This is a genomic window from Microbacterium thalli (genome assembly GCF_028737325.1).
GTDB lineage: Bacteria > Actinomycetota > Actinomycetes > Actinomycetales > Microbacteriaceae > Microbacterium > Microbacterium thalli.
The window spans coordinates 1,125,423-1,148,693 of the sequence record NZ_JAQZCH010000001.1; the positions used below are offsets into that span (position 1 = coordinate 1,125,423).

Below are 23,271 nucleotides of genomic sequence, written 5' to 3' on the forward strand. Positions count from 1 at the left end.
TTCCCCGACCGATGGAGACTGACATGAACCGCGATCTACCCGAAGGCGTCGTCGATCCCGATGGCGCCGGTGCGACGTCGCTGGCAGCGAGCGAGGCGAAGGACGACGCCGTGCGCGACGCCGACACCCCCGCGGACGCCGCTCCGACCCCCGACGGCGACACTCCCGACGGCTTCGTCGAGAGTGCGGAGATCCAGCAGGGTCTCGACCCCGATCTGGTGACCGACGAGCAGGCGGAGGACGAGCGATGAGCGGCGAAGCCGACGAGATCGACACGAGCGTCTCGGACTCCGCGACGCAGGACGCACCTGAGACGGGCCGCGGTGGCACCCGGTCGACGACCTCGGGCACCGAAGGCGACGTGACCCCGCCCAAGGAGGACACGCCGGTCTCGGCGACGGGGGAGCAGGACGGCCCCGCGCTCGCGATGCACACCACCGACGACGGCGAGCGGCTCGACGGGCTGAAGGCGCAGCTGCGGGCCGACCTCACCGGTCAGAGCCCCGCGGTCGTCGAGAAGGGTGTGCGACAGCGGCTCGATCAGGTCGGCTTGCATCTGGATGACGCTGAGGTCGCGCGGATCATCGACGACCTCACCACCGGCGCCTGACGGGGCTGTTGCGCGGCACGGTGCCCGCCTAGGGTGCTGGCATGTGCCGCAACATCGTGCCGCTCAACAACCTCGACCCGGCCGCGACCGACGAGGAGTGTCGCGATGCGGCGCTGCAGTTCGTGCGCAAGATCGCAGGGACGACGAAACCTTCGCGCGTCAATGAGGAGGCCTTCGCGAACGCGGTCGCCGATATCGCCGTGGCCACCCGCGTGCTCGTCGATGCGCTCGTGACCTCGGCGCCGCCGAAACGCCGCGAGGATGAGGCCGCGAAGCGCCAGGCGCGTTCGGCCGACCGGTACGAGGCTATCCGTCGATACCAGGACGAGAAGCGCGCGGCGCGGGCGATGCCCTGAGGGCGGGGCCGCTCAGGTCGACGTTCCCACGTTCGGCCGGGCGCCCTCGTGCGTTCCCGCCTCGGAAGGTGTGCGCAGTCGATGGCGTCGCTCGATGGCCTGGCCCGCGTAGCTCGCGGCGACGATCAGGACCGCGCCGCACAGCCCGAGCGCCCCGATCGGTTCGCCCGCGATGACGACGCCGATGAGCAGCGCCCACACCGGCTCCGTGCCCATCAGGATGCTCGCCCGTGAGGCCGAGGTGCGCCGCACCGCCCACAACTGCACGACGAAGGCGAACACCGAGCAGAAGAGCCCGAGGAAGAGGACGTTCGCCCAGCCGGCCGGGCTGAGCCGCGCCGCAGCGCCGGGCAGGTCGGGGCCGGCCGCGGCGGCGAACACCGCAGCGCAGACGATCAGCTGCACGAGCACCACGCCGAGCGAGCTCTCAGCCCGCCCACGCGTGAGGTGCGCGCTCGCGGTGACGTGCAGCGCGCGGACGACCGCGGCGGCGATGACGAGGCCATCGCCGACCGCGGGTGCGCGCAGGCCGCCGTCGGAGACGAGGAGCGCGACGCCGACGACGGCCGCGACCGCAGCGACGAAGTAGGACCGGGGCAGCCAGGACCGCAGTGCGAGACCTTCCAGGACGGGAGTCATGACCAGGGCGAGGCTGATGAGCAGTCCCGCGTTGGTCGCCGACGTCAGGCGCACGCCCCACGTCTCGAGCCCGATGACGGCGGCCTGCGAGCAGCCCAGCGCGACGGCGATGGCCAGGCCGCGCCCCCGGGGAAGGCGCTCCCGTCGCGCAAGACAGAGGAGCGCCGTCGCCGCCGCGGCGATGAGGAAGCGGAGGGCGATCGCGGCGGGGACCCCGGTCTGCTCGGCGAGGTCCTTGGCGGCGAGGAAGCTCGCCCCCCAGACCAGAGCGACGCACAGCAGGAGGGCGTCGACGACGAGATCCGAGCGGAAGCGAGAAAGCATGACGCTAGTCTTCGGAGGATGAATACGGAAGAGCAACGGGCACTTCCTTGATCGACGTTTAAGGACAGCTTATGGATCCCGCCCGCCTTCGGCTGCTGCGCGAACTCGGCGACCGGGGCAGCGTCGCCGCCGTCGCCGCAGCGATGCACGTGAGCGCGTCCGCCGTCTCGCAGCAGCTCGCCGCGCTCCAGGCGGCCGTGGCGGTCCCTCTCACCGTCAAGCAGGGGCGTCGGCTGGTGCTCACCGACGCGGGAGAAGCGCTCGCCGCCGCGGCGTCGCGCGTGGAGCAGGCCCTCGCTGACGCGCACGACGCCGTGTCGGTGTACCTCGGCAAGGACGAACAGCCGGTGCGCGTCTCCGCCTTCCACAGCGCCGGCCTGGCCTTCTTCGCGCCGCTCCTCGCCCTCCTCGGGGGGACCCCGCGGGTGTCGCTCGTCGACGCCGACGTCGCGCAGGACGAGTTCGCCGGCCTCACCGCCGACCACGATCTCGTCATCGCCCACCGTCTCGCCCACGATCCGGAATGGCCGACGCGGCGGCTGGTGGTCACCCCGCTCCTCGTCGAGCCGCTCGATGTCGCCCTGCCGGCAGGCCACCCCCTCGCGGCGGCCCCGGACATCCGCCCCGAGCAGCTGCGGGACGAGCGGTGGATCTCGACGCACGAGAACTTCCCCCTCGCCGGGGTGCTCGCCCATCTCGGCGCGTTGATCGGCCAGCGCCCCCGCATCGAGCACCGCATCAATGAGTTCTCGGTCGCCGCCCAAGTCGTGCGCGCCGGTGCCGCTCTCGCCGTGATGCCCCGTACGACCGCCGCACCCCTCGCGGTGGACGGCATGGTGCTGCGTCCGATCGTCGGCGCCCCGTTCGCGCGGCACGTCGACGTCCTCGCCCGTCCGGACGCGATCGCGCGCGGCGCTGTCCGCGCCGTCCTGGCGGCACTTCGGGAGGTCACCTCCGACGCGACGGAGCGCAAGCCCGACCCTCGTCCGCGCCGACGGGCATAGCCTGGCATCGATGAGCGACACGGCCAGCATCCCGCTGTCGGTGCACCAGCGGTGGCGGGCCTTCTGGGTCTGCGTGGCCGTGGCGGCACTGACGATCCTCGACCTGACGAAGGTCAACGTCGCGCTCCCCTCCATCGAGCAGGCGTTCGGCGCCGGCTCGACGGAGCTGCAGTTGATCGTCTCCGGATACGTTCTGACTTTCGGCCTGACGCTCGTGCCGGCCGGACGCATCGGCGATCAGCGTTCCCGTCGGGCGCTGTTCCTGATCGGGTTGACGCTGTTCGCGATCACGAGCATCGTGTGCGCGCTCGCCCCCGACACCTCGACGCTGCTGGCGGCGCGCCTCGTGCAGGGCGTCGCCGCCGGCATCCAGATGCCGCAGGTGATCGGCCTCGCGCAGGAGATGTTCCAGGGCGCCGAACGCGGTCGCGCCTTCGGTCTGTTCGGCGCGACGATCGGCATCTCCACCGCGTTCGGCCCGACGCTCGGCGGACTCATGATCGCTCTGGGCGGCGCGGAAGACGGGTGGCGCTACATCTTCTGGATGAACGTCCCGCTCACGATCGCGGTGCTCGCGGGCGTGATCTGGCTCCTGCCGAAGACCCGCGAGTCCCGACCGACGCGGTTGCAGCTCGACCCCGTCGGCCTGCTGCTGTTCGGGGTGGTCATCGTCGCCCTGATGGCACCCTTCCTCATGACGACCGGGTCTCCCGACGACAACCCGCAGCGGTGGTGGCTGCTCGTGGCGTTCGGCGTCTTCGCGGCGGCGTTCGTGTGGTGGGAGCGGAGGTACGCGGCATCCGGCAAGCACCCGCTGGTCCCGCTCAGCCTGTTCTCGATCTCGTCCTACCGCAACGGCACGCTGATCCAGGCGGTCTACTTCATGGCGCTGCCGGCGATGTTCCTGTTGACGACGCTGTTCCTGCAGCTGGGGGTCGGCCTGGCGCCGGTCTTCGCCGGGATGGTGTCGATCGGGTTCGCGGTGGCCAGCGCGGCGGCGTCGTACGTCGGCGGCCGCGTGGTCACTCGCATCGGGCGGCCCCTCGTGGTGTGGGGACTGGCGATCATGCTCGCGGCCGTCGTCGCGCTCGCCCTCGTCGCCTTCTTCGTGCCGCCGGGCATCGTCGAGTTCGCGATGGCGGCGGTGCTGACCGTCGGCGGCTTCGGCGGCGGACTCGTGATCTCGCCGAACCAGACGCTCACGCTCGCGGAGATCCCCGTCAAGCAGGGCGGACTCGCCGGTTCGGTGGGACAGCTGGTGCAGCGCATCGGCACGGCCGTCGGCACCGCGGTGGCGCTGTCGCTGTTCTACTCGACGGTGTACCGCGAAGAGGGCAGCGGGGCGGCCACGCTCGAGGTCTACCACGACGCCTATGCGTTCGGGATGATGTCAGTCGGGCTGTTCCTCTCGGTCGCGCTCGTGCTCGGGGTCGTCGACCTCGCGTCCCGCCGGCGTCGTGCGCGACAGGCCTGACTCTCGGCCTTCCCCGCGGGGCGCGCGAGGGATGTCGGAGGCCTCTCCTACCCTCGTTCGTATGCGGATCCTGCACACCTCCGACTGGCACATCGGGCGGACCTTCCACGGTCACTCCACGCTCGATGCGCTGCGCGGCGTGCTCGAGGCGCTCACCGACCAGGTGCGCGATCACGACGTCGACGTCGTGATCGTCGCGGGCGACGTCTTCGACTCGGCCGCCCCGGCGGCAGGCTGTTACGCCCTGCTGACCGACACGCTGGGCGGCCTCGCCGACGCCGGCGCGCAGGTCATCGTCACGAGCGGCAACCACGACTCGGCGGCCCGCTTGGGCTTCCAGGCGGGGCTGCTGCGCGACGGCATCCACGTGCTGACCGACCCGGCAGCCGTGGGCACGCCGATCACGATCCCGGATGCCGCGGGCCCGGTGCACTTCTACGGCATCCCGTATCTCGAGCCGGCCCTGCTGCGTCACCTCTGGCCCGAGGCGCGTTCGCAGGCTGCGGTGCTCGACCGGGCGATGGGGCGCGTCCGCGACGACCTCGCGCGGCGCGGCGGGCGCTCCGTCGCGGTCGCGCACTGCTTCGCCGCCGGTGTCGAACCGACCCCGCACCTCGAGCGCGACATCCAGCAGGGCGGTCTCGACGTCGTGCCGCTGCAGACGTTCGCGGGCGTGGACTACATGGCGCTCGGGCACATCCACGGGCGGCAGCAGCTCGCTCCGCACGTTCGGTATGCGGGCGCTCCGATGCACTACAGCTTCGGCGAGGGCGACAAGCCCCGCGGATCGTGGCTCATCCAGCTCGACGCGGACGGCTTCGCGGGTGCCGAGTGGCTCGAGCTGCCCGTGCCGCGGCGCGTGGTCACGCTGCGCGCGCCGCTGGCCGAGATCCTCGACGATCCCCGTCATGCCGAGCATGAGGACGCGTGGGTCTGCGTCGAGTACACCGACGCCCTGCCCGAGCGCGATCCGATGCGGCGCCTGCAGGCCCGCTTCCCCTACTGCGCGAAGGTCGTGCACCTGCCCGCCGAGACGGGGGAGCGCGACAGCCGAACGTACGTCGAACGGGTCCGCGCGGCCCGTAGCGACGCCGAGCTCGTCGAGGCGTTCCTCGTCCACGTCCGTGACGGCGCGGGTGCCGATGATCGCGAGCGCGAACTGCTCGGCGAGGTGCTCGACGAGCGGGTGCGCGTCGAGGCGCTCGCGTGAAGCTGCACCGGCTCGAGCTCACCGGCTTCGGACCGTTCCGCGAACGCCAGGCCGTCGACTTCGACGCGTTCGAGCGCGACGGTGTCTTCTTGATCTCGGGACGCACCGGCGCGGGCAAGTCCAGCATCCTCGACGGCGTGAGCTTCGCGCTGTACGGGTCGGTGCCGCGTTACGAGAACGGCGAGCGCCGGCTCCGCAGCGACCACAGCTTCCTCGGTGACCCCACCGAGGTTCGGCTCGAGTTCACCGTCGGCGACCGCCGCTGGCGCGTCACGCGGGCGCCCGACTACGAGCGGCCCGCGAAGCGTGGCGACAAGCTGACGACCGAACCTGCGCGCGCCGAGCTCGATGAGCTCGTCGGGGACGTGTGGGTGGGTCGTGCCGCGAAGCCCCGTGAGGTCGCGCTGCTGCTCGACGAGGTCCTGGGGCTGAACGCGCAGCAGTTCCAGCAGGTCATCCTGCTCGCCCAGAACAAGTTCTCGCGCTTCCTGCTGGCGAAGAACGACGAGCGCCAGCAGCTGCTGCGCACCCTCTTCGGCACGCGCAGGTTCGAGCAGTACAAGGACGACCTCGAGCAGCGTCGTCGCGTCGCCCAGCGCGAGCTCGAGGCGGCCGGCGATCAGACGCGCACCCTGCTCGACCTCGCCGAGGCCGCGGCGACAGGCGACGCGGGGGGCGACGACAGCGCGCCGCCCTCTCTGGATGTGGCCGCGCGCCGTGACGCGACGGCGCGGGCGCATCAGCGGGCCGCCTACCGGGTCGAGCAGACCGCCGAGCTGCAGCAGCAGGCCGACGCCGCCCACGCCCGCGCCGCCGCGGCCCACGCCGAGCTCGTCGAGCGAGCGCGCACCCTCGACGACCTCACCGCCGCCCGCGCTCGACTCGCCCGGCTGGACGACGAGGCGCCGCAGATGGCCCAGCTCGCACACCGCGTGCAGCGCGCCCGCGCCGCTGAGACGCTGCGGGCGACGCTCGAGACAGCCGAGCGCGCGAGCGAGGCTCTCGACGCCCTCCGCGGTGCTGCTGCGGCCGCCGACGCGCTGTGGATCGACGCGGGCGGCGATGCCGCCGGTGACCTCGCGACGATCATCGACGACCTCACGGGCGAGATCGCACGCTGCTCGGATGCCGCCGAGCGCGAGCATGAGCTCAGCGAGGCGGCCGCCCGCGCCGCAGCGCTCGACGAGACGACGAGCCGCCTCGCCGCCGAGTCCTCGGCCCTCGACGAACAGCTGGCTCGAGTGCCCGCCGAGCGCGAGCGCATCGACGACGAGCTCGCGACGGTGTCGGCGCAGGGGGCACGCGTCGATGACCTGCGGCTGCGTCGTGACGAGCTCCGAGAGCAGAGCGCGGCCGCCCGCGACGCCGCTGTGCTCGACGACGAGGCCGCGGCCGCCGAGGCCGGCTACGTCGAGGCCAGCGAACGGGCCGAGCGCGCCGCCGCGTCGGTGACGAACCTGCTCCGGCGGCGCTTCGCGGGGCGGGCCGGTGAGCTGGCGAGCGGCCTCGTCGAGGGCGAGCCCTGCCCCGTGTGCGGCGGCACCGAGCATCCGCACCCCGCCCCCGCCGCGGACGACCCCGTCGGCGACGACGACCTCGCCGCCGCCGAGGCCGACCGCGACGCGGCTCTGCAGGCTGCGCGCGACGCCGGCGACCGCGCGCGGCGTCTCCGCCTCGACCACGCGGCGGCGGTGGCGCGTGCCGCTGGCCGTTCGGCCGACGACCTCGCGGCTGTGCTCGTCGAGGTCGACGAAGCCCTCGCGATCGCGCAGCGATCCGCGCAGCGCGCGCGGGAACTCGTCGAGCGCCGAACCGCCCTCGACGAGCTGGATGCCGCGGTGAACGCCGAGCGCGAGCGGTTGCACGCCGCAATGACTGATGCCCGCGAGCAGACCGCCGTGCTCGCCGCGACCATCTCGCGTCTCGAAGCCGAGCTCGTGGCCGCGCGGGGCGGTTTCGCCAGCGTCGATGAGCGTCTCGCAGCCGCCACGTCGCGTCGTGATCTCGCCGTCAGCGTTCGCGAGGCCCGCGCGGCGGTCGCCGAGCGCGAGCGCGCGGCGACCGCCGCGCGGGTCGACCTCGACGCACGGGTGGCGGCATCCGAGTTCGCCGACGTCGACGCGGTTCGGGCGGCGCTCGTGCCCGCCGCCGAGCTCGCGGGGCTCGAGAAGCGCCGGTCGGAGTACGACGCCGACCTGGCGGCGACGCGGGCCCGTCTGCTCGAGCTCGAGCTGGCGGCCGCCGGGATCGGCGATGAGCGGCCCGACCTCGACGCATCCGCAGCCGAGGTGCTGCGCGCCGACACTGCGCGGGCGACCGCGATCGCCGCTCACCGCGACGCGGTCAACGCCGCCGACCGGCTCGGTGATCTGCTGGACCGGATCGACGCCGCGTTCGCCGCCGTCGCCGAGCAGGCCGACGCCACCGCGACGGTCACCCGGCTCGCCGACACCGTCGCGGGTCGGGCGCCGAACACCCGCAAGATGGACCTCGAGACCTTCGTGCTCGCGGCCGAGCTCGAAGAGATCGTGGCGGCGGCGAACCTGCGGCTGCGCGACATGTCGTCGGGGCGGTACACCCTGCACCACAGCGACGCCCTGCAGGCACGCGGGGCCGCGTCGGGGCTGTCGCTCGAGGTGCTCGACGCGCACACGGGCCGGCTTCGCTCACCACAGTCGCTGTCGGGGGGCGAGACGTTCCTCGCGTCGCTCGCGCTCGCGCTGGGGCTGGCCGAAGTGGTCACCAGCCGTGCCGGCGGCATCCGGCTCGACACGCTCTTCGTAGACGAAGGCTTCGGCTCCCTCGACCCCGAGACGCTCGATCTCGCGATGCGGACCCTCGACGAGCTGCGCTCCGGCGGTCGCACGGTGGGCGTCATCAGCCACGTCGAGGGCATGAAAGAGCAGCTCGCCGCACAGATCGTGGTCGAGGCCACGCGCGAGGGGCCGAGCATCATCCGCCAGGATGCGCGCAGCGCCGACGGCTAGAATGGTCTCGTGAGGACTTTCTGGACCGTCGTCGGAGTGATCGCCGCGATCGCCATCGCCTGGGTGGTCGTCGACGTCGTGCTGCGCCTCGCGGTGTTCGCCGTCAAGCTCGGCCTCGTCGCCGTGGTGGCGCTGGTCGTCTACCTGCTGCTGCGCCGTCTTTTCGTGCGGCGCGGCGATCAGACGCCGTAGTCCTCGCGGACCCGGGCGTAGAGGGCGGCACTGCACGCCGCGACCGCGTCATCCCACCCCGTCGTCGCGCCGTCCTGAGCGTCGTCCGAGACGGCCTTGAGGACGCGGATCGGGATGCCGAAACGCTGAGCGACCCAGATGTAGACGAAGGTCTCCATGTCGACCAGCTGTGCGCCGAGCGACTGGATGAGCGCGACGGCCTCGGCGTCATCGACGAAGACGTCGCCCGTCGCGATCGTCACCCCGTCGGCTCCGGTCTCAACCCGTTCGGGCATGGACAGGTGCCGGCCGCGCACCCCGGCGAGGTCGAACACGTCGTGCTGCACGGCGGCGCCCACCTCGTAGATGCCCGGACCGACCGCTCCCGCTACGGCACCCGCGGTCCCGACCACGACGACCTCGTCGTAGGGCGTGCGGTCGAGCGCGCGCGTGAGCTCGTACGCGGCGAGCAGCTTGCCGGGACCGGTCAGCAGGATGTCGAAACCCGGGATCTCCGCGGGGAAACCGACCAGCTCGTCGCGGTGAGCGACGACGAGGAGACGCCGCACGGGTCAGGCCCCGCCGCGCGCGAGGATCCCGAGGATGCCCGAGATCAAGAGGTAGGCGCCGATGCCGCCGACCACCACCCAGATGGCGATGCGGGCCGAGGTCGGGCGCTTGTCGTCACCGTTGTCGAAGCTCATTCCGCCAGCCTAGGCGAGCCCGGGGTGGCCCCGCCGCCGGCGGGTTAAGCCCGGGCGGGGGTGGCCGAGCGCCAACCGAGGCTGAGTAGACTCCCGAGCGAGGTCAGACCATCGACAGGCGGGAGCTGGCAGCATGCAGACAGTACTTCTCGACACCCCGGCGGGCATCACCGCTCGGCTGGGCTGGGACCCGGCGATCACGGTGCACCACCGGCGCCGGATGATCGCCCGCGAGCTGGTCGCCGCGCAGCTCGGATGCGAGGAGAAGGACGTGCTCGTCGAACGCGAGTCACCACGCGGGTTCGGCTATCACACGCGCCTCATCGCCTCGCGGAAGGGCGTCGACGTGCCGCTGGCGATCACGACGGCGAGCTACCGCGCCGCGACGGTCGTGGCCGTGAGCGATCCGGGGCTGCCGATCGGCATCGACATCCGCGACAGCAACCCCGAGCCGGCCGATCTGACGAGGATGCGCAAGCACTCCCGGCTGTTCTCGACGGGCAACACCCTCGACCTCATCGATCACTGGGTACACGTGCAGGCGGTGCTCGAGGCCGACGGCCGAGGCGTGCGGGTCGCGCCCGAGCAGGTGCGGCTCGATGCCGGTCGTCAGCGCGGCTGGATCCCCGACCGCAACATGAAGTACACGCTCGTGGACGTCTCGCGCGACGGCTGGCTGATCACGCTCGCCTACGGCACGCTGCCGACCGCCTGAGCCGTCAGTCGACGAGGTCCGGGAGTGCCGCGCGCAGGTCGGCGAGCCACGTCGCGGCGTTGCCGTCCGAAGGCGCACGCCAGTCACCGCGGGGTGACAGCGATCCCGCGGCGGCGACCTTCGGCCCGTTGGGCAGCGCGCTGCGCTTGAACTGCGCGAACCCGAAGAACCGCTTCAGGAACACCTGCAGCCAATGGGCGATCTCGGGCAGGTCGTACGCGTAGCGACTGTCGCGCGGGAATCCGACGGGCCAGTCGCCGGCATCCGCATCCGACCAGGCGTGCTGCGCGAGGAAGGCGATCTTCGACGGACGGAACCCGTACCGCAGGATGTGGTGCAGCGCGAAGTCGTGCAGCGCGTACGGGCCGATCGTCGACTCGGTCGACTGCACCTTGCCGTCCTCGCCGGCGGGGACCAGCTCGGGGCTGATCTCGGTGTCCAGCACGGACTGCAGCACCGCGACCGCCTCGTCGGACAGGTCGGTACCCGTCCCTTCGCGGTGGGCGATCACCCAGCGGATGAGGTGCTGCATGAGCGTCTTGGGCACGCCGACATTCACGGCGTAGTGGCTCATGTGGTCGCCGACGCCGTACGTCGCCCACCCCAGTGCGAGCTCCGAGAGATCGGAGGTGCCGATGACGATGCCGTTCAGCCGATTGGCGAGCCGGAACAGGAAGTCCGTCCGCACGCCCGCCTGGACGTTCTCGAACGTGACGTCGTAGACCGGCTCGCCCGAGGCGAACGGGTGCCCGATGCCGCGGAGCAGCTCGTTCGCGGCCGGGCGGATGTCGATCGTCTCGATCGTGGCGCCGATGGCCTCGGCCAGGGCGACGGCGTTCGACTTCGTGTGGTCGCTCGTGGCGAAGCCGGGCATCGTGTAGGCGAGGATGTCGCTGCGGGGGCGCCCCATCCGGTCCATCGCGCGCGCGACCACCAGCAGCGCGTGCGTCGAGTCCAGGCCGCCCGACACCCCGATCACGGGCCGTGGGCCGCCGATCGCCCGCATGCGCTGCTCAAGGCCCGACACCTGGATGTTGAACGCCTCGTAGCAGTCCTGGTCGAGGCGGGCGGGGTCGTCGGGCACGAAGGGGAAGCGGTCGAGGACGCGTCGCAGGCCGATGTCCTCCGCCGGAGGGTTGAGGAACGTCTCGATCGTGAGGAAGTCGCTGCCCGTCGTGCGGCGGTTGTCGTCGAACGTGCCCTGGCGGTAGCGGTCCTGGCGCACGCGGTCGAGATCGACGTCGGCGACACTTCGGCGCGGGCCGTCGGGAAAGCGTTCGGTCTCGGCCAGCAGCGAACCACCCTCGTAGATCATCGTCTGCCCGTCCCACGACACGTCGTTCGTGGACTCGCCGAGGCCGGCGGCGGCGTACGCATAGACGGCGAGGCAGCGCAGCGACTGCGACTGCACGAGCGCGCGGCGGTCGTCGGCGCGGCCGATCGTGATGGGCGAGCCCGACAGGTTCAACAGCACCGTCGCCCCCGCCAGCGCTGCCCGCGACGACGGCGGAACCGGGACCCACATGTCCTCGCAGATCTCGGCGTGCAGCACGAGGCCGGGCACGTCGCGCACGTCGAAGAGCAGGTTGGTTCCGAAGACGCTCTCGAGCGACCCGATGCGGATGCTCTCGCCGTCCCACTCCTCGCCCGCGGCGTACCAGCGCCGTTCGTAGAACTCCCGGTAGGTGGGCAGGTGCGCCTTCGGCGCGACGCCGAGGATCTCGCCCCGGTGGATGACGACGGCGCAGTTGTAGAGCCGGCTGCGGTGGCGCAGCGGCGCGCCCACGACCAGCACGGGCATGAGATCGACGGATGCCGCGACGATGCGCTCGATCGCCGCCTCGACGGCATCCAGGAGGGAGTCCTGCAGCACGAGGTCCTCGATGGCGTACCCGGTCAGGCACAGTTCGGGGAACAGGGCGACCGCGACCGATTCGGCATCGCACGCGCGCGCTTCGGCGAGCACGGCCTCGGCGTTGGTCGCGGGGTCGGCGATCGCCACGGGGACGGTGCACGCGGCGACGCGGGCGAAACCGTGGGCGTAGGCGCTGGCGAAGGGGAGCGACGTGTTCACCCGGCCCAGTCTGGCACCGGCGCAGGCGGTGTCGCACCCCGCGGTTAGGGTCATTGAACGGAAGGGGATCATGCGATACATCGAGGACGAAGGCCGGATCGTCTGGAGCGCGAGCGACCTGAAGGCGGCTGCCGAATGCGAGTTCGCGTGGCTGCGGGCGATCGACGCGAAGCTCGGGCGGACGGCGGCGGTCGACGACCCCGTCGATCTCACCCTCGAGCGCGCCGGGCGCCTGGGCGACCAGCACGAGCGGCGCGTCCTCGCCGCCTATCAACGGGATCTCCCCGGTGCCGTCGCGGTCATCCCCGAGACGCGCTCGTCGGATGCCGCCGGGCTGGCGGCGGCCGTCGCGCAGACGCGAGCCGCTCTCGCCTCCGACGCCCGGGTGGTCTATCAGGCCGCCTTCGCCGACACCGACTTCGTCGGGTTCGCCGACTTCCTCGTCCGCGACGCCGACGACCGGTGGATCGTCCAGGACACCAAGCTCGCCCGCCACGCACGCGTGACCGCGCTGATGCAGCTCGAGGCCTACGCCGTCCAGCTCGACCGCGCGGGCGTCGCCGTGGCCGACGAGGTCGAGCTGCTCCTCGGCGACGGCACGGTCTCACGCCACGCGCGTGCCGACATCGCGCCGGTCTTCGCGTTGCGCCGGCAGCGGCTGCGGGCGCTCATCGACGACCGCGACGTCGCCGCCGGCGCCGCGGGCCTGCCGCTGGCGTGGGGAGACGATCGCGGCGAGCTGCGCGTCCTCGCCTGCGGACGCTGCGCCACCTGCGACCTCGAGGTCGTGGCCTCGCGCGACCTGCTGCTGGTGGCCGGCATGCGACCGCTCCAGCGCGAGCGCCTGCGCGCCGCCGGCATCGCGACGATCGACGAGCTCGCGGCGGCGCGCGAGGCGCCGCCGCGCATGTCCTGGGACACCTTCGCAGGTCTGCGGACGCAGGCGCGCCTGCAGCTCGACAGTCCCGCCGGCGGCGTCTCGACCGAGGCCGCCCCCGCCGCCGAGGCCGGCGCTGCGGCATCCGCGGCGCTCCCGCCGGTGCCCACGTTCGAGGTCGTCTTCCCCAAGGCGCTCGGGGCGCTGCCGCGTCCGGACCGCGGCGACATGTTCTTCGACTTCGAGGGCGACCCCCTCTACACCGAGGGCGCGTCGCGCCAGTGGGGCATCGACTACCTGTTCGGGTGGGTCGACCTCGACGAGCAGTACTCCGCGCTGTGGGCGCATACGTTCGACGACGAGAAGCGCGCGTTCGAGACGTTCCTGCAGGTGGTCGCCGCGCAGCGCGCGACGCACCCCGGCATGCACATCTACCACTACGCGCCCTACGAGCCCACGCATCTGCTGGCGATGGCCGCCCGCTACGGCGTGGGCGAGGCCGAGGTCGACCGGCTGCTGCGCGACGGCGTGTTCGTCGACCTCTACCCGATCGTGCGCCGGGCGCTGCGCGTGGGATCCCGGTCGTACTCGATCAAGAAGCTCGAACCGCTCTACATGGGAGAGCATGTGCGCACGAGCGACGTCCAGAAGGGCGACGACTCGATCGTGCGGTACGTCGAGGCGCGTGCGCTCGCCGATGCGGGGGAGTCGGATGCCGCCGCCGTGATCCTCGCCGACCTCGCCGACTACAACCGCTACGACTGCGTCTCGACGCTGCGGCTGCGCGACTGGCTCGTCGACCGCGCTCGCGAGGCGCAGCTGCGCCCCTCGGCCGACGTCGAGCCGGAGGAACGCTCGTACGAACCGTCGCCTCGGGCGGTGACCCTCGGTCGGCTGGCGCAGGCCCGCGCCGACGACGACCCGGCCGGCGACGAGGCTCCCGCCGCGCTCGCGCTGCGGCTGGGTGCCGCTGCGATCGATTACTACCCGCGCGAGGGCAAGTCGTTCTGGGCCACGCACTTCCTGCGACTGCGTGAGCCGCTGTCGATGTGGGAGGACACGCGCGACGTCATCGCCGTGGCCGCCGACCGCAGCCGGGTCGTCGAAGACTGGAACCGGCCCGAGGGAGCCCGCAGCGACCGACGTCTGCTCGAGCTGCGCGGCGAGGTGGCCCCGGGCACGCGACTGTCGGTCGACTCGTCCCCGTTCGCGCTGTACGAGACACCGGCGCCGTTCCCGACCGAGCCGCGCCCGCGATTCATCCACGCCGATCGGCGGGTGCGCGTGGTCGAGGTCCTCGACGATGGGGCGATCGTCGAAGAGCTCGCCGCCGGCGGGTTCACCTGGTCGGAGCTCCCGATCGCCCTCACCCCGGTGGCCCCGCCGCCCGCCGGCAGTCAGCAGGCGGCCATCGACGCCTGGGCCGATGCGGTCATCGAAGCCGCGCCCGGACTGCCCGCCGACCCGGCGACCGACCTGTTGCTGCGTCGCCCGCCGCGGACGCACGCGGGAGCGCTGGTCCGGGGCAGCGGCGACGACGTGTCCGACATCGCGCGCACCATCCTCGACCTCGACCGCAGCTACCTCGCGGTGCAGGGCCCGCCCGGCACCGGCAAGACCTACGTCGGCTCGCACGTCGTCGCGCGGCTCGTGCTCGAACGCGGCTACCGCGTCGGCGTCGTGGCGCAGTCGCACGCCGTCGTCGAGAACATGCTCGACCGGATCGCCGCGGCCGGCGTCCCGCGGGCGCAGATCGCCAAGGCTGTCAAGGGCCAGGCGCGCGGTGACGAGACGTTCACCGTCATCCCCAAGAACGGCGTCGCCGACTTCGTCGGCGCGCAGTCGGCCGGGTTCGTCGTCGGCGGCACCGCGTGGGACCTCACCCATGCCGGTCGCATCCCGCGCGGCAGCCTCGACCTGCTGGTGATCGACGAGGCGGGTCAGTTCTCGCTCGCCTCGACCATCGCGGTGTCCGTGGCCGCCTCACGGCTGCTCCTGTTGGGCGACCCGCAGCAGTTGCCCCAGGTCAGCCAGGGCACCCATCCCGAGCCGGTCGACACGTCGGCGCTGGGGTGGATCATGGACGGCGCGCACGTGATCCCCGAGGATCGCGGCTTCTTCCTCGCGCGAACGCGCCGGATGCGTCCGGAGGTCGCCGAGCCGGTGTCGGTGCTCTCCTACGACGGCAAGCTCGCCGCGCACCCCACGACCGCCGGACGCACGCTCGAGGGCGTCCCGGCGGGAATGACTGCCATGCCGCTCGGACACCGCCGAAACGCGACCGCCTCACCGGAGGAGGCCGAGGTCGTCGTCGGGCTGGTCCGCGACCTCGTCGGCCGAGCCTGGACGGCCGACCCCGACGTCGGGTCCCGTCCGCTCGAGCAGCGCGACATCATCGTCGTGACGCCCTACAACGCGCAGCAGGTGATGGTCGAAGAGGCGCTCGTCGCCGCCGGCTTCCCCGAGGTGCCGGTGGGCACCGTCGACCGGTTCCAGGGGCAGGAGGCCGCCGTCGCGATCGTGTCGCTCGCGGCATCCTCGGGTCGTGACGCCCCGCGCGGGCTGGAGTTCCTGCTGCTGCAGAACCGGCTCAACGTCGCCGTCTCGCGCGCACAGCACACGGCGTACGTGGTCTATGGCACCGGCATCCTGGATGACCTGCCGCGCACCCCCGACGGGGTGGCTCGGTTGAGCGCGTTCGCCCGGCTCGTCGGGGTCGCCTGACGGGCCGGTGGCAGGCCGGCGGATGCCGCCCGCGGGATCAGTCGACGGTGCCGTACAGGCGGTCGCCGGCGTCGCCGAGGCCCGGGACGATGTACCCGCGCTCGTCGAGGCGCTCGTCGAGCGACCCGAGCACGAGGGTCACATCGCGGTCGCCGACCTGCTTCTCGATCGCCGCCACGCCCTCGGGGGCGCCGAGGATGCAGATCGCGGTCACGTCCTGCGCGCCCCGCTGGAAGATGAAGTCGATCGCGGCGCCGAGCGAGCCACCGGTCGCGAGCATCGGGTCGAGCACGAAGCACTGGCGGTCGCTCAGGTCTTCCGGCAGCCGCTCGGCGTACGTCGTCGGCTCGAAGGTGACCTCGTTGCGTGCCATGCCCAGGAAACCGACCTCGGCGGTCGGGAGCAGCTTGGTCATGCCCTCGAGCATGCCGAGTCCCGCGCGCAGGATCGGGACCACGAGCGGCCGCGGGCGCGCGATCGCCAGGCCGGTCGTGGTGGTGACGGGGGTCTCGATCTCGACCCGCTCGGTGCGCACGTTGCGCGTGGCCTCGTAGGCCAGCAGGGTGACGAGCTCCTCGGTGAGCTGGCGGAACACCGGCGACGGGGTGTTCTTGTCGCGCAGCACCGACAGCTTGTGGGTGATCAGGGGGTGGTCGGCGACGTGAACACGCATGTGATGATCCTATGCGGCCGTCCCGCGATGCCTCGGCCTACGCTGGAGCGGTGACCCTGCCGGCCCGACCCGACGACGACCGCGTCATGGCGCGCGCGCTCGAGCTCGCGGCCGCTGCGGCGAACGCCGGCGACATCCCGGTCGGGGCGGTCGTGACGGATGCCGCGGGCGCGGTGATCGGCGAGGGGCGCAACCTGCGCGAGGCGACGAGCGATCCCACAGCGCACGCGGAAGTGGTCGCGCTGCGGGCAGCCGCGGCCGCGACCGGCTCGTGGAACCTCACCGGCTGCACCCTGACGGTCACGCTCGAGCCCTGCCTCATGTGCGCCGGAGCCGTGCTGCAGTCCCACGTCTCGCGACTGGTGTTCGGTGCGTGGGACGACAAGGCCGGGGCCGCCGGCTCGCAGTACGACGTGGTCCGCGATCGCCGGCTTCCCGTGCGTGCCGAGGTGGTCGCCGGCATCCGGGCCGACGAGGCGTCGGCGCTGCTGCGGCGGTTCTTCGCCGCGCACCGCTGAGCCCGGTCCGTCGAGCCTGCTCCGCTGAGCCCCGTCCGTCGAGGCTGATCAGTCCCAGGAGCTGAGGATGATCGCCTCGGTCGGCGGCGCCGGCGAGATCGGGGTGCCGAGGTAGCCGATCGTCGACAGGATGGCCGTGCGCACCTTGCCGGGCCGCTCGAGGTGCACGGCGTGGCCGACGCCCTCGATGACGACCTCGGTGACCTGACCGCCCGCGGCGCGGTAGCGCTCGAGCACGCTGCGGGTCTGCGCGACCATCTGCTGCGCGGGTGCCGCTTCGACGCCGGGCCAGCCGGGCAACGCGCCGATCTCGCCGAGGTGGCCGGTGTCGGCGAACGACCCGTCGGCGACGATGACGTCCGCGCCGCCGCGCACCCACAGGATCGGGGGCGCGTCGTACGGGGCCCCGAGCTCGGCGATGCCCGAGACGTCGAAGTTGCCCGGCGCGAGCGCGTTCTGCACGCCGAGACGTCCCGCGGCGAACCCGGGCCAGTGCGGGCTGGTGACGCTGTCGCCGGGGTAGTTCCCCTCGGCGGTCGAGGTCGAGAGCATCGCCTCGATCCACGTGTCCTCGTTCTCGGACTCGTAGTCGGGAGAGACGAAGGTGGTCCGGAACATGCGACGCGGCGATCCCTCATCGTCGCCGGCGTCGCGCGCCGTCAGCCGCTCGACGAGCGCGGTGCTGACCGCCCCGCCGCCGCAGCCGGCGTCGTCATCGGTGAGACGCGCGCCGTCGGGCCGGGTGCCGCCGAAACCGTAGGGCGAGATCGGCGACAGCAGGCTGAGCGAGAGCACGCGATGGTCGAGCGCGTACTGCATCGCCACGGCGGCGCCCAGGCCCCATCCGACGACGTGCACGGCGTCGAGATCGAGCTGCTCGATCGTGGCCCGGACGTCGTCCGAGAAATCGCGAACACCCCGTGTCGCGTCGACGGGCAGATGCTCCGTTCCGCCGAAGCCGCGCAGATCGATCGCGATCGGCCGGACGTCGCTGGGCAGGTCCTCCATGATCTCCTGCCAGAACAAGCTGGAGCCGGGAGCCGCATGCAGCAGCACGAGGGTCCGGTCGGCGGGGGTGGCCGGATCGTCGGCCGCGCGCTCGAGGATGTTCACCGCCAGGCGCGACGTCTCGATGATGCGTGGTGTGATGCCGTCGAAGAGGGGCATGGCGGGATCCTTCGCTCTGCGCGGCGAGCGCTTCCGCGCCCGCGGACGCTTCGACTCTACCGCGCGGCCTTCCCGTCCGCTGGGAAACGGCCGGACTTAAGATGGCCGCATGCCGGATGCCGTCGCCCTGCCCCCCATCGCCATCCTCGGAGCCGGTTCGATGGGCGGTGCGATCCTGTCGGGGCTGGTCGCATCGGGCGCCGCGGCGGGCGGAGTGACGGTCACCAACCGCTCGCCCGAGAAGGCCGCGGAGCTCGCCGACCTCACCGGCGTGACGAGCATCGCGCTCGCCGACCGGCCCTCCGGAAACACGGATGCCGCCGCCGCGGCCGACATCGTCCTCGTCGGCGTCAAGCCGGCCATGGTGCCCGACCTGCTGCGCGAGATCGCCCCTGCACTGCGTCCGGGCACCGTCGTCGTCAGCCTCGCGGCGGGCGTGACGATCGACACTTTCGCGAGCATCCTCGGCGCCGAGCAGCCGGTGATCCGTTCGATGCCGAACACCCCCGCCGTCGTCGGCAAGGCGGTCACCGGGCTGGCCGCCGGCCCCGCGGCATCCGCTGCTGACATGGCCGTGGTGCGCGCCCTGTTCGAGACATGCGGCGTGGTCGTCGAGGTGCCCGAGGACCAGATCGACGCGCTGTCGACGATCTCGGGCTCGGGGCCGGCGTACGTCTTCCTGCTCATCGAGATGCTGACCCGGGCCGCCGTCGGTCAGGGCTTCGGCGAGTCCGCGGCGCGGGTGATGGCCGAGCAGACCTTCATCGGCGCGGCAGCGCTGCTGGACGCGACGGGCGAGGACCCCGCGGAGCTGCGCCGCCGCGTCACGAGCCCCAAAGGCACGACGGAGCGTGCGATCGCGGTGCTGCAGGACGCCCACCTCGACGAGGTCTTCGCCCGCGCGACCGACGCCGCCCTCGCCCGTGCCCGCGAGCTCGCCGCGGGCTCCTGACCCACCGACCCCCGAAGGGGTCGCACCACGGCGCGGGGTCAGCGGTCCAGGGAGGCGAAGCGCTCGATGTCGGAGTTGGTGCCCGAGACGATGATCAGGTCGTGGTTGGTCACGACGGTGTTGGCCTCGGCGTAGCGGAACGGCTTGCCCGGGCTCTTCACACCCACGACGGTGACGTGGTACTTCGTGCGCACGCCGGACTCGTTGAGTCCGACGCCGCGGATGAACTTCGGCGGGTACATCTTCGCGAGCACGAAGTCGTCGTCGAAGCGGATGAAGTCGAGCATGCGGCCGCTCACGAGGTGCGCGACGCGCTCGCCGGCTTCCCGCTCGGGATACACGACGTGGTTCGCGCCGACGCGGGCCAGGATCTTGCCGTGCGACTGCGACACCGCTTTCGCCCAGATCTGCGGCACCTTCAGGTCGACGAGGTTCGCGGTGATGAGCACGGACGCCTCGATCGAGGAACCGACCGCGACGACCGCCACCTGGAAGTCCTGGGCGCCGATCTGCTTGAGGGCGTCGAGGTTGCGGGCGTCGGCCTGGACGGCGTGGGTCACGCGCTCGGACCACTTCTGCACCAGCTCGAGGCTGTCGTCGATGGCGAGCACCTCGCGGTCGAGACGATCGAGCTCGCCGGCGCAGGCGGCGCCGAAGCGCCCCAGCCCGATGACCAGGACGGGCGCGTCGCTTCGGATCTGCTCAACCAACGATCGGCCTTTCGACGGGGAGGGCGTACAACTGTGAACGGGATGTCGCAGCCACCGCCGCAGCGAGAGTCACTGTACCAACGCGGCCCATGAACATCACGAGGGCCATCACGTAGACCGCGGGGTCCGGCAGCTCGGCGGTCAGGCCCGTCGAGAGCCCCACCGTCGCGAAGCCGGAGATGACGTCGAAGAGCACGAGGTCGACCGGAGCCTTGGTGATCTGGGCGATCGTGACGGTTCCGAGCGCCACGATCGTCGCGCTCCACGCCACGACCGACAGGGCGACGCGCTGCACGTCGCTCGGGATGCGGCGGCCGAACGCCTCGACGGACGGGCGCCCCTTGGCCTCGGACCACACGGCCAGCGCGAGCACGGCGAGCGTGGTGACCTTGATGCCGCCGGCGGTCGAGGCCGACCCGCCGCCGACGAACATGAGCATCGAGCCGACGATGAGCGACGACCCGTGCATCTCGCCGATGTCGATGACCGAGAACCCGCCCGATCGCGTCATGGCGGAGAGGAAGAACGCTTGGAACGTCGTGTCCCAGGCCTCCATCGACCCGAACGTCGCGGGGTTGTCGTACTCGAGCAGCAGGAAGACGCCGGCGCCGACGAAGAACAGCACGATCGTCGTGATGATCGTGAGCTTGGCGTGCAGCGACCAGGCGCGGACATGGAAGTGGTGCCGCCAGAGCGTGAAGATGACGGGGAAGCCGATGGAACCGAGGAACACCCCGGCCATGAGCACCGTGAGCATGACGTAGTCCTGCGCGAACGGCAGCAGACCCTCGGCGTTGGGGGAGAAGCCGGTGTTCGTGAAGGCCATCGCCGCGTAGTACGGCGCCTCCCAGAGGGCCGTCAGCGGGTCCACTCCGCCGATGAGCAGCGAGGGGTACAGCAGGATCGCCAGACCCGCCTCGATCACCAGGGTCGAGAGGGCGACGGTGCGCAGCAGTGAACCGACTTCGCCCAGCCGCACCGCCTGGCCCTCGGCGACCGGACCGCCGTGGGCGCGCAGGGGGTTCGTATCGCCCGCCGCGATGAGCTTGGCCCGCAGGCCCAGGCGCTTGGAGATGACCAGGCCGAGGATCGAGGCGAGGGTCAGCACGCCCATCGCGCCGACGTTGACGCCGATGTAGATGAGGACGTGGCCGAAGGGCGACCAGTGCGTCGCCATGTCGACCGTCGCGAGACCGGCGACGCAGATCGTCGACACCGCCGTGAACAGCGCGTCGGCGAACGGCGTGGCGACGTGATCCGCGGATGCCGCCGGCAGCGAGAACAGCGTCGTGAAGACGAGGATCAGCGTCGAGAAGATCAGCACGGCGAACCGCGAAGGCGAGGCCGTGGCCAGATCGCGTCCGGCGTCCCACGCCTCACGGCCGAACGCCCTGAGGCGAGTCAGGACGATCGCGCCGACGGACTGCTCCGCCATGCGTGTCCTCCCCACGATCAGCGCTTGCTTCGGGCGCCGCCGTAGCTCGGTGCCGATGTCATGGTACTCGGGCGTGCGCGCCGACTAACCTGAAGGCATGGCGGACATCTTCGACGTGATCGCCGACGGTACCCGTCGGGACATCCTGCGTCTCCTCCTCGATCGCGATTCCGACCCCCGCGTCTCGGGGACGAGCGTCTCGCAGATCGTCAATGAGCTGCGCGTGAGCCAGCCGACGATCTCGAAGCACCTGAAGGTGCTGCGCGAAGCGGGGCTCGTCACGGTGCGCGAGGAAGGGCAGCACCGCTACTACAGCCTGTCGCCCGAGCCGCTCGACGTCGTCGACGACTGGCTCGTGCCTTTCCTCACGGCCGAGCCCTACGACGCCGACCCGCCCGTGGCGCTGCCCGAGCCCGCGGCGGCCGCCGCCGAACTGGTCGGCCGCGCTGCGGCATCCGCCAAGCACGCCGTCACGAGCGTGTTCGGCAAGCGACCCGCGCGCTGAGGGGGATCCGCCACCGGCGAATCACACCGGTCACATCGGTTTACAGGCGTCACAGCCGACCCCTAGAGTGTTCGCACTGGGGGAAAGGATGACGATGGCCGAGCTGCCCGATGTGCGCTTTCTGACTGTCGCGGAGGTGGCCGAGATCATGCGGGTGTCGAAGATGACGGTCTATCGTCTCGTCCACGCGGGCGAACTCCCCGCCGTGCGGTTCGGGCGCAGCTACCGCGTGCCCGAATCCGCCGTGCGCGACGCGGTGCAACGGCCGATCTCCGACGTCGGCTAGACTGATCCGAGGCATTTTTCGCGAGATGCCTGTTCCCGGGCGCACACGAGATGCGTCCAGACCCTGACATAGTGAGGTTTTCCGTGGGTTCTGTCATCAAGAAGCGCCGCAAGCGCATGGCGAAGAAGAAGCACCGCAAGCTGCTTCGCAAGACTCGCCACCAGCGCCGTAACAAGAAGTAAGTCGCGGCGACGTCACTGAGCGCCCCATTCGGCTTCGGCCGAGGGGCGCTTCGTGCTTTGCGCCGTCCTAGGCTGGACGTGGAGGAATCAGCATGAAATCCATCACCATCGACGACCTGCGCGCCGGCCGCGACGCGCCCCTCATCGACGTCCGCGAGGATCACGAGTTCGCCTCGGGGCGCGTCCCCGGAGCGATCAGCATCCCGATGTCGCAGTTGGGTGAGCGCCTGAGCGAGCTGCCCGACGTCGCATTCGACGTCATCTGCCAGGCTGGCGGCCGTTCGGCTCAGGTCGTCACGGCCCTCGAGGCCCGCGGCTACGACGCGACGAACGTCGAAGGCGGCACGGGTGAGTGGGCCGGGCGCGGCTTCGAGCTCGAGCGCTGAGCATCCCGCGCGCCCGATGACCACGCTGACGCTCATCTCGAAGCCCGACTGCCACCTCTGCGACGTCGCACGCGAGATCGTCGACACGGTGGTGGCCGATCTGCCCGGCGACATCGAGGTCGAGGTCGCAGAGAGGTCGATCCTCGATGACCCGTCGCTCTTCGAGCAGTGGTGGGAGAAGATCCCCGTCGTGCTGATCGACGACCGCCTTCACGCGCACTGGCGCGTGTCCGCCGACCGGCTGCGCGCCGCCCTGACCGAGGAAACACCGACCGAGGAGTCCGCATGACCATCCGCCACGTCGTCGCTTGGAAGCTCGCGGCCGAAGACGCGCAGACCCGCGCTGAGCACGCCGCTGAGGTCACGCGCCGCATCCGGGGCCTCGTCGGAGTCGTCCCCTCGCTCCGCTCGCTGAGCATCGGGCCGAACATGGCGTACGCCGATGTCAACGGCGATGTCGCCCTGGTCGCCGACTTCGACGACCTCGCCGGGCTCGAGGAATACCAGGTGCACCCGGCTCACCAGGAGGTCGTCGGCTACGTGCGCGGCGTCGTGGCGAGCCGCATCTCGGTCGACTTCGAGGTCTGA

The 23,271-nt window shown here is 71.7% G+C and carries 26 protein-coding genes; 18 read left to right on the forward strand and 8 right to left on the reverse strand.

Annotated features, from left to right (window positions below; all coding sequences use genetic code 11):
- Positions 1-23: 23 nt before the first annotated feature.
- Genes PUW82_RS05475 through PUW82_RS05485 form a run of 3 tightly spaced genes read left to right on the forward strand, consistent with a single transcriptional unit; the run spans position 24 to position 966 of the window.
- Positions 24-251: a hypothetical protein gene (locus PUW82_RS05475; RefSeq protein ID WP_274221281.1), complete on the forward strand. Its 228-nt coding sequence runs from the start codon at positions 24-26 to the stop codon at positions 249-251.
- Entirely contained in the window at positions 248-610 is a 363-nt protein-coding gene (locus PUW82_RS05480; protein ID WP_274221282.1) for a hypothetical protein, read from the forward strand. Before PUW82_RS05475 ends, PUW82_RS05480 begins: the two co-directional genes overlap by 4 nt.
- A gap of 41 nt (positions 611-651) precedes the next feature.
- Complete coding sequence (locus PUW82_RS05485; protein WP_274221283.1) at positions 652-966, forward strand: DUF2277 domain-containing protein; 315 nt, start codon at positions 652-654, stop codon at positions 964-966.
- A gap of 12 nt (positions 967-978) precedes the next feature.
- Here PUW82_RS05485 and PUW82_RS05490 read toward each other — a convergent pair whose 3' ends face one another.
- Positions 979-1,929 carry a DMT family transporter gene (locus PUW82_RS05490; protein ID WP_274221284.1) on the reverse strand — a complete coding sequence of 317 codons (951 nt, stop codon included), beginning with the start codon at positions 1,927-1,929 and terminating at the stop codon, positions 979-981.
- A gap of 71 nt (positions 1,930-2,000) precedes the next feature.
- Here PUW82_RS05490 and PUW82_RS05495 point away from each other — a divergent pair, with 71 nt between their 5' ends.
- From PUW82_RS05495 to PUW82_RS05515, 5 genes are all read left to right on the forward strand, one after another.
- Positions 2,001-2,933, forward strand: coding sequence for a LysR substrate-binding domain-containing protein (locus PUW82_RS05495; RefSeq protein ID WP_274221285.1), 933 nt, complete (start codon positions 2,001-2,003; stop codon positions 2,931-2,933).
- Positions 2,934-2,943: 10 nt separating this feature from the next.
- Positions 2,944-4,407 (forward strand): MFS transporter, encoded by a 1,464-nt coding sequence (locus PUW82_RS05500; RefSeq protein WP_274221286.1) that lies wholly within the window; start codon positions 2,944-2,946, stop codon positions 4,405-4,407.
- Between the two features lie 61 nt (positions 4,408-4,468).
- The gene (locus tag PUW82_RS05505) at positions 4,469-5,617 is read left to right on the forward strand and encodes an exonuclease SbcCD subunit D (protein ID WP_274221287.1); all 1,149 of its coding nucleotides are present in this window, start codon (positions 4,469-4,471) and stop codon (positions 5,615-5,617) included.
- Complete coding sequence (locus PUW82_RS05510) at positions 5,614-8,604, forward strand: AAA family ATPase (protein WP_274221288.1); 2,991 nt, start codon at positions 5,614-5,616, stop codon at positions 8,602-8,604. The genes PUW82_RS05505 and PUW82_RS05510 overlap by 4 nt, the downstream gene beginning before the upstream one ends.
- A gap of 9 nt (positions 8,605-8,613) precedes the next feature.
- Positions 8,614-8,796: a hypothetical protein gene (locus PUW82_RS05515; RefSeq protein ID WP_274221289.1), complete on the forward strand. Its 183-nt coding sequence runs from the start codon at positions 8,614-8,616 to the stop codon at positions 8,794-8,796.
- Here the strand turns inward: PUW82_RS05515 and PUW82_RS05520 are convergent.
- Positions 8,784-9,344, reverse strand: coding sequence for a phosphorylase family protein (locus PUW82_RS05520; RefSeq protein WP_274221290.1), 561 nt, complete (start codon positions 9,342-9,344; stop codon positions 8,784-8,786). The genes PUW82_RS05515 and PUW82_RS05520 overlap by 13 nt on opposite strands.
- A gap of 3 nt (positions 9,345-9,347) precedes the next feature.
- Positions 9,348-9,479, reverse strand: coding sequence for a hypothetical protein (locus PUW82_RS05525; RefSeq protein ID WP_274221291.1), 132 nt, complete (start codon positions 9,477-9,479; stop codon positions 9,348-9,350).
- Between the two features lie 133 nt (positions 9,480-9,612).
- On the opposite strand from PUW82_RS05525, the gene PUW82_RS05530 reads away from it, so the two are divergent.
- Positions 9,613-10,194, forward strand: a complete 582-nt coding sequence (locus PUW82_RS05530; RefSeq protein WP_274221292.1) for a hypothetical protein — start codon at positions 9,613-9,615, stop codon at positions 10,192-10,194.
- A 4-nt stretch (positions 10,195-10,198) separates the two neighbouring features.
- Here the strand turns inward: PUW82_RS05530 and PUW82_RS05535 are convergent, their stop codons facing one another.
- Complete coding sequence (locus PUW82_RS05535; RefSeq protein WP_274221293.1) at positions 10,199-12,268, reverse strand: NAD(+) synthase; 2,070 nt, start codon at positions 12,266-12,268, stop codon at positions 10,199-10,201.
- A gap of 70 nt (positions 12,269-12,338) precedes the next feature.
- Here PUW82_RS05535 and PUW82_RS05540 point away from each other — a divergent pair, with 70 nt between their 5' ends.
- On the forward strand, positions 12,339-15,869 hold the full coding sequence (locus tag PUW82_RS05540) for a TM0106 family RecB-like putative nuclease (RefSeq protein WP_274221294.1): 3,531 nt from the start codon (positions 12,339-12,341) through the stop codon (positions 15,867-15,869).
- 37 nt (positions 15,870-15,906) lie between these two features.
- On the opposite strand, the gene upp is transcribed toward PUW82_RS05540, so the two are convergent.
- Positions 15,907-16,542, reverse strand: a complete 636-nt coding sequence (gene upp, locus PUW82_RS05545; protein WP_274221295.1) for a uracil phosphoribosyltransferase — start codon at positions 16,540-16,542, stop codon at positions 15,907-15,909.
- A gap of 50 nt (positions 16,543-16,592) precedes the next feature.
- Between upp and PUW82_RS05550 the strand changes: the two genes are divergently transcribed.
- Positions 16,593-17,060, forward strand: a complete 468-nt coding sequence (locus PUW82_RS05550) for a nucleoside deaminase (protein WP_274221296.1) — start codon at positions 16,593-16,595, stop codon at positions 17,058-17,060.
- A 48-nt stretch (positions 17,061-17,108) separates the two neighbouring features.
- Here the strand turns inward: PUW82_RS05550 and PUW82_RS05555 are convergent, their stop codons facing one another.
- Positions 17,109-18,227: an alpha/beta fold hydrolase gene (locus PUW82_RS05555; protein ID WP_274221297.1), complete on the reverse strand. Its 1,119-nt coding sequence runs from the start codon at positions 18,225-18,227 to the stop codon at positions 17,109-17,111.
- Positions 18,228-18,336: 109 nt separating this feature from the next.
- On the opposite strand from PUW82_RS05555, the gene proC reads away from it, so the two are divergent.
- Complete coding sequence (gene proC / locus PUW82_RS05560) at positions 18,337-19,179, forward strand: pyrroline-5-carboxylate reductase (RefSeq protein ID WP_274221298.1); 843 nt, start codon at positions 18,337-18,339, stop codon at positions 19,177-19,179.
- A gap of 38 nt (positions 19,180-19,217) precedes the next feature.
- On the opposite strand, the gene PUW82_RS05565 is transcribed toward proC, so the two are convergent.
- Positions 19,218-19,889 (reverse strand): potassium channel family protein, encoded by a 672-nt coding sequence (locus tag PUW82_RS05565; RefSeq protein WP_274221299.1) that lies wholly within the window; start codon positions 19,887-19,889, stop codon positions 19,218-19,220.
- A complete protein-coding gene (locus PUW82_RS05570) occupies positions 19,882-21,324 on the reverse strand; it encodes a TrkH family potassium uptake protein (protein WP_274221300.1) in 1,443 nt (480 codons plus the stop codon). Before PUW82_RS05570 ends, PUW82_RS05565 begins: the two co-directional genes overlap by 8 nt.
- A gap of 97 nt (positions 21,325-21,421) precedes the next feature.
- On the opposite strand from PUW82_RS05570, the gene PUW82_RS05575 reads away from it, so the two are divergent.
- From PUW82_RS05575 to PUW82_RS05600, 6 genes are all read left to right on the forward strand, one after another.
- The gene (locus PUW82_RS05575) at positions 21,422-21,829 is read left to right on the forward strand and encodes an ArsR/SmtB family transcription factor (RefSeq protein ID WP_274221301.1); all 408 of its coding nucleotides are present in this window, start codon (positions 21,422-21,424) and stop codon (positions 21,827-21,829) included.
- A 94-nt stretch (positions 21,830-21,923) separates the two neighbouring features.
- On the forward strand, positions 21,924-22,115 hold the full coding sequence (locus PUW82_RS05580; protein WP_210007157.1) for a helix-turn-helix domain-containing protein: 192 nt from the start codon (positions 21,924-21,926) through the stop codon (positions 22,113-22,115).
- A gap of 83 nt (positions 22,116-22,198) precedes the next feature.
- The gene (locus PUW82_RS05585) at positions 22,199-22,297 is read left to right on the forward strand and encodes a 30S ribosomal protein bS22 (RefSeq protein ID WP_003792170.1); all 99 of its coding nucleotides are present in this window, start codon (positions 22,199-22,201) and stop codon (positions 22,295-22,297) included.
- A gap of 92 nt (positions 22,298-22,389) precedes the next feature.
- Positions 22,390-22,683, forward strand: a complete 294-nt coding sequence (locus PUW82_RS05590; RefSeq protein WP_274221302.1) for a rhodanese-like domain-containing protein — start codon at positions 22,390-22,392, stop codon at positions 22,681-22,683.
- 16 nt (positions 22,684-22,699) lie between these two features.
- Positions 22,700-22,972 (forward strand): glutaredoxin family protein, encoded by a 273-nt coding sequence (locus PUW82_RS05595; RefSeq protein ID WP_274221303.1) that lies wholly within the window; start codon positions 22,700-22,702, stop codon positions 22,970-22,972.
- Positions 22,969-23,271 carry a Dabb family protein gene (locus PUW82_RS05600; protein WP_274221304.1) on the forward strand — a complete coding sequence of 101 codons (303 nt, stop codon included), beginning with the start codon at positions 22,969-22,971 and terminating at the stop codon, positions 23,269-23,271. Before PUW82_RS05595 ends, PUW82_RS05600 begins: the two co-directional genes overlap by 4 nt.